This window comes from Aquabacterium soli (assembly GCF_003933735.1).
Taxonomy (GTDB): Bacteria; Pseudomonadota; Gammaproteobacteria; order Burkholderiales; family Burkholderiaceae_C; genus Aquabacterium; species Aquabacterium soli.
Genome location: NZ_RSED01000013.1, coordinates 78,201 through 90,756, shown reverse-complemented (window position 1 = coordinate 90,756; position 12,556 = coordinate 78,201). Strand labels below are relative to the sequence as shown.

Here is a 12,556-nt window from a genome sequence, read left to right as displayed (position 1 = left end):
ATGGACCAGGGCCTCGCCGACCTGAACCGCGCCGCCGAGCAACTGTGGCTGGCCGCGCAGCCCGACTGGCCTACCTTGTCTGTCGAGGTGCTGCCCGAGGTGGGATCGACCAACGCGCATGCGCTGGCCATGGGCCGCGATGGCGCCCGGGATCCGGTCGTGGTCACCGCCTGGCGCCAGACAGCCGGCCGGGGCCGCGCCGGCCGCCAGTGGGATGCCCAGCCCGGCCAGACACTCACCGTGAGCCTGGCCCTGCCGCTTCGGCTGGCCGAGGTACCCGGCGGTGGCAGCGCATTGTCGCTGGCGGTGGGCCTGTGGACGGCCCAGGCGCTCGACAAGCTGCGCAGTGGTGCCGGCGCCCATGCGCTGCAACTCAAATGGCCCAACGACCTGTGGGTGGACGACCGAAAGCTGGCTGGCATCCTGATCGAGGCCATCCAGGGCCCTGCCCTGGCGCCCGAGCAACGCTGGGTGGTCATCGGGCTGGGGCTGAACCTGGCAGGCACGCCCGCAGCCTTGCAGCGCGAACGCACGGATGCGGCCACGGGCCTGGGGCTGGCCCTCACACCTGGTCAGGCCATGGTGGCGGTGGTGCCGGCCTTGCTGCAGGGGCTGCAGCAGTTCGAGCACACCGGCTTCTCCCCCTTGCGCCAGGCCTATGCAGCCCGCGATGCCCTGCTTGGACGCCATGTGGCGCTGTGGAAGCACATGCAGGCTCCCCTGGGGGGCGCAACAGCGTCCGATGCCGAAGGCCTTGCCCGCGGTGTCGATGACCACGGCGCGTTGCTGGTGGACGACGGGCGCGGCACCCTCATCCCCTGGAGCATCGGCGAAGTAAGCGTGCGCCCACGTCCGCATCCCCTATGATCCGGCATCCCGTGTGTCCACCGAGGTGACGTCTTCCGTATGCTGCGCGCGCTCGTTCTGGTGTTGATCCTGGCCAATGTGGGCTTTTTGGCGTGGCGGGAGGGCTGGCTGGGTGACAGCCTGAGCAACCCGCAGGCCGGTCGAGAGCCCTACCGGATGAAAGCACAGGTGCATCCGGATCGCCTGCTCATCGTGCCGCCACCGGCCACAGCGGCCAGTGGCGCAGAGACCGAGACAGCCCCTCAGAGCGGTGATGAGGGTTCAGCCCCTGCAGCATCGCCCGCTTCCGTTGCGTCTGGGGCTTCCGTGCCCACCAGCGCCATACCTGCATCGCCCAGCTTGGTGAGCGCCAACGCGTCGCCCGTGTGCATGGAGGCCGGCCCGTTCACCCAGACCGAGCAACGCCAGGTGGCCCCGCAGCTTGCTCAACTGCCCGGAGGCAGCTGGAGCAGCCAGAACGTGGCGGTGCAGGGCCTGTGGCTGGTCTACATGGGCCCTTTCGGTGACCAGGAGAGTTATGAGCGCAAACAGGTCGAGCTGCGCCGCATCCGCGGTTTGAATTTCGAAGAAGTGCGCTCACCCGCCAACCTGGCCATGGGGCTCTCCCTTGGGCGCTACAACCAGGAAAGCCAGGCCCAGGCCGCGTTGGAAACGCTGCGCCAACGGGGAATCCGCACGGCGCGGGTGGTCACCGTGCGCGCCGCCCAGGACCTGACCGTGGTGCGCGTGCCGCAGGCCGGGCTGGCCGTTCAGCGGGTATTGGCGGGGCTCACCTTGCCCGCAGGCAAGGGCTTTGGGGCTTGCAAGGGCTGAGCCGCATCACGGCCGCCTGCGACGTGTTGCGCTGAACAAGGCCGCCAGCGCAAGCCCCCCCAGCAGGGTGCCGGCATCCATCGCACCGCCACCGCCCCCGCCGCCACCTGTCGGTGGGTTGCTGCTCGTTCCCGCCCTCATGAGGGAAGGATTGAAGAATGACGCTGTCACCGGCACATCCACATAGGGCGTGATCGTCTGGGACGCGGCCCACTGCACGGCAGCATTCACATCCAGAACGCCGGCACCGCACGTGGCGGTCGTGCAGTTGCATGAGCCACTGCTTGGCGAGGAAGGAGAGGCGGAGCAAACCGGCAGCGATCCCACGGCGGCATGGGGCCGCACCCCCGCTGATCGCAGGCCGGCCAGCAGCGCATCCACACTCAGGCCGGGGTTGACAGACCACATCAAAGCCACCGTGCCAGCCACGATGGGCGCAGAGAAACTCGTGCCCTGCACCGACTTGTAGTCATTGGTCGGAACGCCACCTGAGAGTGTGGGCCCTTGCGTTCCGTTGTTCGACGTCGTGTAGATGCTGTTGTCGCCATGGCTGGGATCACCACCTACGGTGGCGATGCCCTCTGCAGGCACCAGATTGGCGTACTGTGCCTTGCGTCCATCCACATTGAGCGCTGTGACTGCCAGCGCCCCAGGGCAGTTGGCGGGCCGCGATGTTTTGATGTCGCCATTCACATTGGACGCGCCCGCATTGCCCGAAGAAGCCACCAGGATGGCGCCCTTCTGCTTGAGTGCAGCGATCGCCTCCCGATACAGGCAGGCCCCTGTCATGCCGCGGCTGCTGTCGCAGGAGCAGTCGTCATTCCCGCCAAAGCTCAGGCTGACCACACGGGCGGGATGGGCGTTGACCTTGGGACGGCCGTTGTAGTTGATGCCTGCCGCCCACAGCATGCCTTCGATGATGTCGATCACAGCGGCGCCGCATTGTCCGGCCACGCGGACAGGCAGCACCGGTGCCCCGGGCAGCGATGCCAGCAGCCCGGCAATCCCGGTGTTGTTGTTTGTGGCAGCAGCCAGTTGCCCGATGATTTCGGTGCCATGCCATGAGCTGGGGCTTGCGCCATCGCAGTCTTCATACAGCACCGGATTCTGGGCAATCTGGCCCGAGGTCACGTAATCACCCGGATCCGTGGCGTCGTCGTCAAGGCCATTGCCATCGTTCGAATAGTCGGCTTCGGACACGAAATCGTAGCCATCATCAAACAAGACTCGGCCGTTCAGATCCGGGTGCCGCAGAACGCCGGTGTCCAGCACGGCCACCACCACAGGCGACAGCGCCTGAGCATTGAGGAAACTCCACGCCGCCGGCACATTGGGCAGACCACCAGTGGCTGCGGCAGCCAACCAGCCCTGCTGGCCATAGTGGATGTCATTGGGCGGAATGGGCGACACCACGGCATGGCGCTGCTCCAGCTCATTGACCACCACCCATTCCACATCCGGGTTCTGACGAAGGCGTGCCGCTTGGGCCTGGGCATCCCTGAGGCGCATCGGCCGGCCGTTGTGGATCACGTTGGCCGCAAAAGCGGTGGGACGCTCCACGACATACGAAATACCGGCCTTGTGCGCGGCCGAGGCCAGGCGGGCCCGCAGCCGTTGCGGTTGCTCCTTCGGTATCGATGCTGCTTTCAAGCGCACGACAGACTCGGGCACTGCATCCCTCATTTTGACAATGAGACCCAGAGCCATACGCTCGGCCGCCACACTCCACGAAGAGGTCGCCAACAATAAAACCATCAGGGCCAGGGCCTTGCGCGTCACTCGGATCTCCTTGCGTTCAATCGCGCCAGATTATCGACGTCGAGCGATGTCCATGAAGCAGGCGTTACAGGGTGTTCGGCCGTTTGACGGGAAAGTTCAACGTTAAAAACAACAAACGGCCCCGCAGGGCCGTTTGTATTCAGGGTGGTAACTACTTACTTAGCGATCACACGTGCCATTTCCAGCACCTTGTTCGAATAGCCCCACTCGTTGTCGTACCAGGACACGACCTTCACGAAGGTTTTGTCCAAAGCAATGCCGGCCTCGACATCGAACACCGAGGTGCACGATTCACCGCGGAAGTCGGTGGCCACCACCTTGTCTTCCGTGTAGCCCAGCACGCCCTTGAGGGCGCCTTGCGATTGGGCCTTCATCTCGGCGGCGATCTCTTCGTAGGTGGCGTCCTTGTTCAGCTCGACCGTCAGGTCCACCACCGACACGTCGGAGGTGGGCACGCGGAAGGCCATGCCCGTCAGCTTCTTGTTCAGCTCGGGGATCACCACGCCCACAGCCTTGGCTGCGCCCGTGCTGGAGGGGATGATGTTCTCGAGGATGCCGCGGCCGCCGCGCCAGTCCTTGTTCGAGGGGCCATCCACCGTCTTTTGCGTGGCGGTGGCGGCATGCACCGTGGTCATCAGGCCGCGCTTGATGCCCCACTTGTCGTTCAGCACCTTGGCGATCGGGGCCAGGCAGTTGGTGGTGCACGAGGCGTTGGAGATGATGGCCTCGCCCTTGTAGCTGGCATGGTTCACGCCGTAGACGAACATCGGGGTATCGTCCTTGGAAGGCGCCGACAGGATCACCTTCTTCGCGCCAGCCTTCAGGTGGGCCTCGGCCGTTTCCTTGGTCAGGAACAGGCCGGTCGATTCGACCACCACGTCGGCGCCGACCTCGTCCCACTTCAGTTCAGCCGGGTTCTTCACGGCGGTCAGGCGGATGGGCTTGCCGTTGACGATCAGGGTATTGCCATCAACAGAAACCTCGCCCTTGAAGCGGCCGTGAACGCTGTCGTACTTCAGCATGTAGGCCAGGTAGTCGGGCTCGAGCAGGTCGTTGATGCCGACGACTTCGATGTCGTTGAAGTTCTGGATGGCGGCGCGGAACACCATGCGGCCGATGCGCCCGAAACCGTTGATACCGATCTTGATGGTCATGTCAGTTCTCTCTTGAAGAATTGAAATTGCAGGAAAACGAATTCGTTGCGGGGATCAGCGAGCCACCTTGCGGCGCGCCAGGCCCAGGGCCACCTTGACCGTGTCGACCACGTTCTCGGTGGTGAAACCGAAGTGCTTGAACAGCACGTTGGCCGGGGCCGATTCGCCGTAGGTGTCGATACCGACCACGGCGGCGCAGCCGTACTTCCACCAACCGTCCGTGACTCCGGCCTCAACGGCGATGCGGGGCAGGCCGGCGGGCAGCACGGACTTCTTGTAGGCCTCTGGCTGGCGGTCGAACACGGTGGTCGAAGGCATGGACACCACGCGCACGGCGATGCCCTGCTTGGCCAGTTCGGCCTGGGCATGCAGAGCCAACTGCACTTCAGAACCGGTGGCGATGATCACGCCCTGGGCCTTCTTGCGCAGGCCCACCTCGGCGGGCTCGGCCAGCACGTAGCCGCCCTGGGTGATCACATCGGCGTCGGTCTTGGGCGCGTAGGGCAGGTTCTGGCGCGACAGCAGCAGCGCGCTGGGACGGTTCTTGTTGGCCAGGGCCATGGTCCAGGCCACGGCGGTCTCTGCCGTGTCGGCCGGACGCCAGACGTCCAGGCCGGGGATCAGGCGCAGGCTGGCGGCATGCTCCACCGACTGGTGTGTCGGGCCGTCTTCGCCCAGGCCGATCGAATCATGCGTGAACACGTGGATCACGCGCTGCTTCATCAGCGCGGCCATGCGGATGGCGTTGCGGCTGTAGTCGCTGAAGGTCAGGAAGGTGCCGCCGTAAGGGATGAAGCCACCATGCAGGGCCACGCCGTTCATGATGGCGGCCATGCCGAACTCGCGCACACCGTAGTTGATGTGGCGGCCGGGCTTGCCGTCTTCAGTCAGCACCACGGCGCCGGTTTCGTCGAAGCGCAGGGGCGGCGTGCTCTTGGTGTTGGTCAGGTTCGAGCCGGTCAGGTCGGCGCTGCCGCCCAACAATTCAGGCAGTGCGGCGGTGAAGAACTCGAGCGCGATCTGGCTGGCCTTGCGGCTGGCCACGGTCTCGGCCTTGTCGTGCGCGGCGCCAACGGCGTTCACGGCGATCTCGGCGAAGTTGGCGGGCAGCTCGCCGGCCATGCGGCGCGTGAACTCGGCGGCCAGGCTGGGGTGCGCGGCTTCATAGGCGGCGAAGCGTTGGTTCCAGTCGTCGACCAGCAGTTGGCCTTCGGCCTTGGCATCCCAATCGGCATAGACCTCTTCGGGGAACACGAAGGGCTCGTGCGCCCAGCCGATGGCTTCACGCGTGAGCGCGATTTCTTCGGCACCCAGCGGCTCGCCGTGGGCCTTGGCCGTGTTGGCGCGGTTGGGCGAGCCCTTGCCGATGGCCGTCTTGCAGACGATCAGCGTGGGCTTGGTCTGGCTCAGCTTGGCCTGGGCGATGGCGGCGTCGACCTCGTCGGCGTCATGGCCGTCGATCAGGTCGATCACGTCCCAGCCATAGGCTTCGAAGCGCTTGGGCGTGTCGTCGATGAACCAGGGCGCGACCTTGCCGTCGATGGAGATGCCGTTGTCGTCGTACAGCGCGATCAGCTTGTTCAGCTTCCAGGCGCCGGCCAGGGCCGCGGCCTCGTGGCTGATGCCTTCCATCAGGCAACCGTCGCCCAGGAAGACGTAGGTGTGGTGGTTCACGATGGCGTGGCCATCGCGGTTGAACTCGGCAGCCAGCAGTTTTTCAGCCAGTGCAAAACCGACGGCGTTGGTGACGCCTTGCCCCAGCGGGCCGGTGGTGGTTTCGACGCCAGGGGTGTAGCCGACCTCGGGGTGGCCCGGGGTCTTGCTGTGTAGCTGGCGGAAGTTCTTGAGTTCTTCGACCGACAGGTCATAACCCGTGAGGTGCAGCAGCGCGTACAGCAGCATCGAGCCGTGGCCGTTGGACAGCACGAAGCGATCACGGTCAGCCCACTGGGGCTGGGCGGGGTGGTGCCGGAGATGGCGGCCCCAAAGAGCCACCGCGATGTCGGCCATGCCCATTGGGGCGCCGGGGTGACCAGAGTTGGCTTGCTGGACGGCGTCCATCGCCAGCGCGCGGATGGCGTGGGCCATGGCGGAGGCGTTCTTGGTGGTGTCGGGCATGGAGGTCAGGGCGAAGAGGCGAAAAGTAGCATTTTAGCGGGTCAAAGCTGAGGCTGCTCGCGAGCGAGAGTCGCCTGCGCCCTGATGCCACGGCGATACTGACATCACTCTCTCTGTGAGGAAGCAATCCGGGGCATCACGCAGTTCCGGGGCAAGTCTTGTAAGAGTCACCAAATGAAAAGGGCTCTGCCGTTAACGGCAGAGCCCTTGGACGCGCTTTGCGTATTAATTAGTTGGTGCAGCCCTTAGGCAGCAACTTCAGCGGAGCGTCCGACTCGCACTTCCACACACCGTTCGCGTCGCGGTTCCAGGAGATCTTCTTTTCCGCAATATCAGAGCTGCCCTTCATGGTGCATTCCATCTTAGCAACGCCATCCGTCCCAACGGTTGACTCGTAAGCAGAGCAGCGCTCCGACGTGTTGGCGGTAAAGCCCAGAGGCCCCAGCGCCGCCAAAGTAGTCCCGCTAATGGCAGTAGCTTCAGCGTCAGTCAAACCACCACCAATCTTCTCTTCAATGTTCACCTTGGCCGCCGTGATTTCAGCGAACGCCGTGGTCACTTGCGATTTGGCCATGTAGCTTTGATAAGCAGGCAGAGCCACTGCGGCCAGGATGCCGATGATGGCCACGACGATCATCAATTCGATCAGCGTGAAACCCTGTTGAGCTGTGCGACGAGCTTGTTGCATATTCATGTTGAACTCCGTTGAGGGCTGAGCCCTGGTTGTGAGGTTGCTTTCGACCCGGGGCCGGATCGACCGCCGTGCTTCTCTATTTGCACTGCCCGTGCCAACCCCTCGTCTGCGGGAACGGTGAGACATTTCACACGTTTACCCGCAAGCCCAGCCCGCATTTGTGACATCTGTTTACGCAACTGCCACTGCAAGGTGACCACTTGCGCTCTCTGTGCCGGCGCACTGACATTTTTTGTCAGGCTTATGCCGACAAAAACTGTCTTTGGGCGATCACCTGTCCGACACCGGCACCCCGAACCGCTGCCCCTCACGCAAGGGCTCGATCCGATGCTGGCTGTCCAGCGCGCGGATCTGCGACAACACGGCCGGCACTTCGCCAGGCTTGGGGTGCGTGATGAACACGCTCACCTGCCCATCAAGCTGCGCCAGCTCTTTCGCCAGCGACTGCGGCGACAGGTGCCCGCTGATCTCTGCCAGGTGAGCCTCTTCGTTGCCAAAGGCTGTCTCGATCACCAGTTGCGCGATGCGCTGGCCTGACAGGAGCTTCCAGAGATCCGGGTTGGGCCCGGTGTCGCCGGTGTAGATCCACAAGCCCTGGGGCGTTTCCACACCGAATCCCACGCCAGGCACCGTGTGCCGGGCCGGCAGCACACGCACTACACGATCGGCCCCTCCACCGTGCGACGGGAAAGTCAGCACATCGCCGATGTTGAAAGGATGCAGTGTCAGGATCGGGTGCGCCGCGCTGGGCAGGCGAGAAAAATCTGGCCAGATCACTCCGTTGAGGATGTGCGCCTTGATGGCTTCCAGCGTTTGCGGCAGCCCGTGCACCTGGATCGGCCGCAGGTCTGGCAGACCACCCGGCCCCATGCGCAGCTTGATCACGCTGTCGGCCAGCAAGGGCACGCTCAGGATGTGGTCCAGGTGGCTGTGGCTGAGCAGGATGTGGTCGATGCGGGCCAGTTCGTCCAGCCGCAGTTCACCCACTCCGCTGCCGGCGTCGATCAGGATGTCGTCGTCCAGCAGGAAGGAGGTGGTGTGGCAGCGGGCCGCGATCGACCCATGGCAACCAAGAACACGGATCATGGACGACGACTCCTGCGGCCGTGATGCGGCGGTCGCGTCTGGGTTCAGGCCTGCACGAACTGCATCTGCGTGCCGGCCAGCTCGATCACGTCACCGTTCTTGAGCTGTACCGGATCCCCGGCCACGGCCGAGCCGTTCACCGATGGGCGCGCGGCCCCCTCGACGTGTGCGAACACATAGCCACCCGGGCGTTTGGTGATGGAGGCGACCTGCACCCCTGGCTTGCCCACGGTGGTGACCACCTTGGTCAACTGCACTTCACGGCCAGCCGCGGCGCCGTTGAGCACCTTGATGGAGGCCGGTGTTTGCGCGCCCAGGCCACCGAAGCCCGTGCCGAATCCGGTGGGCGCGGCAACCGGTGGCGTGGCCACGGCAGCGCCACCCGACACCTGGTAGCCGGCGACCGGACTGGCCACGGCAGGTGCAGGGGCTGCCGGCATGGAGGGCGGCGTACCGATGGGCGCGCCCAACCCGCCGGGCATGGTCATGGCGGTCGGCACAGGGCGCTGGGCTGCAGCACCGGCACCCACACCGGCGAACCCACCACCGCCCGGCCGCATGACCATGGTCTTCTCGAACTCATCGCTCGTTTCGACCAAGTACTTGATCTTGTACTTGCCGATCTCGACCGTGTCGTTGTGTGCCAGCAGCTGCTTCTTGACGGCCTTGCCGTTGATGTACGTGCCGTTGGTGGAGTTCAGGTCTTCGATGAAGACATCCTGGCCGATCAACTGCATGATGGCATGTTCACCGCTCACCGCCAGGTTGTCGATGACGATGTCGTTGTAGGGACGGCGGCCGAGGGAGGTCTTGTCCTTCGTGATCTGGACTTCCTTGATGACGACCCCGTCGAGCGAGACGACCAGCTTTCCCATGCGGAACCTCTTGGGTATTGGGTTTTGATTCGGGTTTTGAAGGGAGCAACGAGACGCTAGGCGCCACTGCCCAACCGACGGAATGGCCACCATGCCTTGGGCGGCTGTTCGGTCGCTCCCTGGGCACGGGTCAGCGTCACAGCGATATTATCCCGCCCGCCGGCTGCATTGGCGGCCGCAATCAAGGCGGCACCGGCTTCTGGCAGGCTGCTGTGGCTGGTTGTCAGCACTTCGGCGATCTGGCGGTCATCGAGCATGTCCGACAAGCCGTCAGAGCACATCAGGATGATGTCACCGCTTTGCAACTCATGCACCCGGGTTTCAAGCAAGACGTAGTCCTCCACCCCCACGGCGCGCGTGACCAGGTTCTTGTTGGCGGACACCGCGGCTTGTTCGGGAGTCAGGATACCTGCGTCTATTTGTTCCTGCAGTAACGAATGGTCTCGGGTGATCTGCTGCAGCTCACCCTGGCGCCAGCGGTAGGCCCGCGAATCGCCAATGTGGCCCACCAGCACGCGGCCGGGCCGGAACACCGACAGCACCAGCGTCGTGCCCATGCCGGCGTACGTCGGGTTGGAATGCGCGGCGCTGAAGATGGCGCGGTTGGCGTTGTCCACGCAGATGTCCATGGCGCGTTTGACGTCGACATCGGTGGCCGACTGCGACGCCTGGGCCAGCCAGCGCACCAGCTCGGCACTGATGAACTCGCAGGCCATCTGGCTGGCCACCTCACCGGCGTTGTAGCCGCCCATGCCGTCGGCCAGCACGACCACGCCCCCGGCGGCGTCGATCGCCACCGAATCCTCGTTGTTGGTGCGGACACGCCCGGTGTCGGTTTGACTGAAGAACTCGAAGTCCATGGCTGCGATTGTCCCCGGTTTCCGTTCAGCCCAGGTCCAGATCGACAGCGCGGGCCTGCATGGCCTGGGCCACGGCCCTCAGGTCCTCGGCCATCTGCTGCCCATCGGCGTAGCGGGTGTTGGGGTGCTTCTGCAGTGCCAGGGCCACGATGTCGCCCAGTGCCTGGGGCACATCGGGGCGGATCTCGGTGACGTGTGGCACCGGATCACGTGCGATGGCGCGCATCAGCACGGCCATGGAGTCGTTGCGGTAAGGCAACTGCCCGGTGAGCAACTGGAAGAAGGTGACGCCGAGCGAGTACAGGTCAGAGCGGCCATCGATGTTCTGGCCAGCCAGTTGCTCAGGCGACATGAAGGTGGGCGTGCCCAGGACCACCCCGGTGCGGGTACGGGCGGCATCGGCCACGCGGGCCACGCCGAAATCCATCACCTTGACCACGTCGCGGTTCAGGTCGACCATGATGTTGCCAGGCTTGATGTCTCGGTGCGTCACGCCACGGGTGTGGGCGTAGGCCAGGGCCGCCGCGACACGGGCCATGATGGGGATCAGGTGCTCCAGCGGCAACAGGCGATCGGGCGCGGTGTATTCGCTCAGGTCGGTGCCTTCCACCAGTTCCATCGCGATGAAGGCCACGCCGTTTTCTTCACCGGCATCGATGATGCTGACGATGTCGGGGTACTCCAGGCGGCCGGCCATCTCGGCCTCGCGCAGGAAGCGCGACCGGGCATCGACCAGGTCGCTGCCGCTGAACTCTTGCGCCAGCGCCATGGTCTTGAGCGCCACGCGGTGGTCGGTGGCCGGGTCGTATCCCAGGTAGACGGCGCCCATGGCACCACGGCCGATTTCCTTGTCGACCAGGTACTTGCCGAGTTGCGGCCTGGTGATCTGCGGCATCGGCTGCGCAGGCACCGTGCCCCAGGTGTTGACCGCCGCGTTCTGGGCCAGGCCCCGGGCACGCATCAGGCGCACCTTGACATCGCGCCAGTGCGGATCGGTGTCGGCCATGTGCTCGTAGACGTCACGGGCGGCATCGAAACGCTGGTCGCGCTCGAAGGCCAGCGCAATGCGCTCCAGCGTTTCGAGGCAGGCCGCCTGGTGCTCAGGCTCGGGGCGAAATCCCTTGAGGGAGTCCCAGGCCTTGTCGGCCGGGCCGTCCTGCAGGTCGCGCAGCGCGCGCTCGATGCGCTGGCGGTCTGGAGACTCATCCGGTGGCAGGGAAGACGGACCGAAATCACTGGCGATCTCGGAAGGGTAATCAGACAGCGGGTTGCTGTTCGAGAAATGCAGGTAGGACAGCACCGTCTCAGGGCCGGTGTCCTCGGTGCGGGGCCGGGCAGCCGCGCGAGGCGGGCTGGAAGCCCCTGTCTGCAGGGACTGCCCGCTGGTACGACCCACCATGGGGCGCGTGGGTGCCGGGCGGGTCGACGCCGCAAAACCCGAAGAACGGCTCGGCACCGTTGGCCGACGGTTCTGCCTGAGCATCCACCACGCCAGCATCACCGCGACACCGACCAGCAACAGCACCACCCACCAGATCATGAGCGCTCCCCTTGCCCTTGGATCACCATGTTGTCGTCACGCCTGGGTGGACTGGCGACGCGCCAGGAGAGTGCCCACCATGTAGACCAGGATCGCGCCAGCGGCACCCCAGACATACCGCATGGAGTCGGAGGTGGCCAGATAGGGCGTGACGGCCGGGTCGGAAACCGCCAGCGTACCAGCAATCCACCCCAGCAACATGGCGCCAGCGGTGATGATCACCGGGAAGCGGTCCATCATCTTGAGCACCAGGCTGCTGCCCCACACGATGATGGGAATGCTGACGACCAGGCCGAAGATGACGAGGGCCATTTGATGGCCTTCATGGCCGCCGGCCCCCTGGGCCGCACCGGCGATGCCAATGACGTTGTCCACGCTCATCACGAAGTCGGCAATGATGATGGTCTTGACGGCGCCCCAGAGGCGATCACTGCCCTTGATGTCGCCGTGCCCGTCTTCTTCGGGCACCAGCAGCTTGACGCCGATCCACAGCAGCAGCGCCGCACCCACCAGCTTCAGGTAGGGCAAGGCCAGCAGGGACATGGCGAAGAAAATCAGGACGATGCGCAGGCCGATGGCGCCCAGCGTGCCCCACAGGATGCCGCGGCGGCGCAGGTCGGCCGGCAGGTTGCGGCAGGCCAGCGCGATGACCACGGCGTTGTCGCCACCCAGCAGGATGTCGATCATGATGATCTGGCCTACGGCAAGCCAGAAATCAGGGGTCAGTAAAGCGTCCATGTCTCAAAACAACAAACAAAAAAAGCAGCCCC

Annotated in this window: 11 protein-coding genes; 2 read left to right on the top strand and 9 right to left on the bottom strand. The window is 64.8% G+C overall.

Features of this window, described 5'->3' with window-relative positions:
* Together EIP75_RS16490 and EIP75_RS16485 are read left to right on the top strand one after the other, a co-directional pair.
* The gene (locus tag EIP75_RS16490; RefSeq protein ID WP_125244375.1) at positions 1 to 867 is read left to right on the top strand and encodes a biotin--[acetyl-CoA-carboxylase] ligase; all 867 of its coding nucleotides are present in this window, start codon (positions 1 to 3) and stop codon (positions 865 to 867) included.
* Positions 868 to 906: 39 nt separating this feature from the next.
* A complete protein-coding gene (locus EIP75_RS16485; RefSeq protein ID WP_125244374.1) occupies positions 907 to 1,680 on the top strand; it encodes an SPOR domain-containing protein in 774 nt (257 codons plus the stop codon).
* 6 nt (positions 1,681 to 1,686) lie between these two features.
* Here EIP75_RS16485 and EIP75_RS16480 read toward each other — a convergent pair whose 3' ends face one another.
* From EIP75_RS16480 to EIP75_RS16440, 9 genes are all read right to left on the bottom strand, one after another.
* Positions 1,687 to 3,351: a S8 family serine peptidase gene (locus EIP75_RS16480; RefSeq protein ID WP_158622881.1), complete on the bottom strand. Its 1,665-nt coding sequence runs from the start codon at positions 3,349 to 3,351 to the stop codon at positions 1,687 to 1,689.
* Positions 3,352 to 3,614: 263 nt separating this feature from the next.
* Positions 3,615 to 4,613, bottom strand: a complete 999-nt coding sequence (gap, locus tag EIP75_RS16475) for a type I glyceraldehyde-3-phosphate dehydrogenase (protein ID WP_125244372.1) — start codon at positions 4,611 to 4,613, stop codon at positions 3,615 to 3,617.
* 54 nt (positions 4,614 to 4,667) lie between these two features.
* Positions 4,668 to 6,731, bottom strand: coding sequence for a transketolase (gene tkt / locus EIP75_RS16470; protein WP_199758620.1), 2,064 nt, complete (start codon positions 6,729 to 6,731; stop codon positions 4,668 to 4,670).
* A gap of 229 nt (positions 6,732 to 6,960) precedes the next feature.
* A complete protein-coding gene (locus EIP75_RS16465) occupies positions 6,961 to 7,419 on the bottom strand; it encodes a pilin (RefSeq protein ID WP_125244414.1) in 459 nt (152 codons plus the stop codon).
* 276 nt (positions 7,420 to 7,695) lie between these two features.
* Positions 7,696 to 8,511: an MBL fold metallo-hydrolase gene (locus tag EIP75_RS16460; RefSeq protein WP_125244371.1), complete on the bottom strand. Its 816-nt coding sequence runs from the start codon at positions 8,509 to 8,511 to the stop codon at positions 7,696 to 7,698.
* Positions 8,512 to 8,555: 44 nt separating this feature from the next.
* Complete coding sequence (locus tag EIP75_RS16455) at positions 8,556 to 9,386, bottom strand: FHA domain-containing protein (protein ID WP_125244370.1); 831 nt, start codon at positions 9,384 to 9,386, stop codon at positions 8,556 to 8,558.
* A 56-nt stretch (positions 9,387 to 9,442) separates the two neighbouring features.
* Complete coding sequence (locus EIP75_RS16450) at positions 9,443 to 10,246, bottom strand: Stp1/IreP family PP2C-type Ser/Thr phosphatase (RefSeq protein WP_125244369.1); 804 nt, start codon at positions 10,244 to 10,246, stop codon at positions 9,443 to 9,445.
* Between the two features lie 25 nt (positions 10,247 to 10,271).
* Complete coding sequence (locus tag EIP75_RS24615) at positions 10,272 to 11,786, bottom strand: serine/threonine-protein kinase (protein ID WP_233584913.1); 1,515 nt, start codon at positions 11,784 to 11,786, stop codon at positions 10,272 to 10,274.
* A gap of 36 nt (positions 11,787 to 11,822) precedes the next feature.
* A complete protein-coding gene (locus EIP75_RS16440) occupies positions 11,823 to 12,524 on the bottom strand; it encodes a TerC family protein (protein WP_125244368.1) in 702 nt (233 codons plus the stop codon).
* Between the last annotated feature and the right edge of the window lie 32 nt (positions 12,525 to 12,556).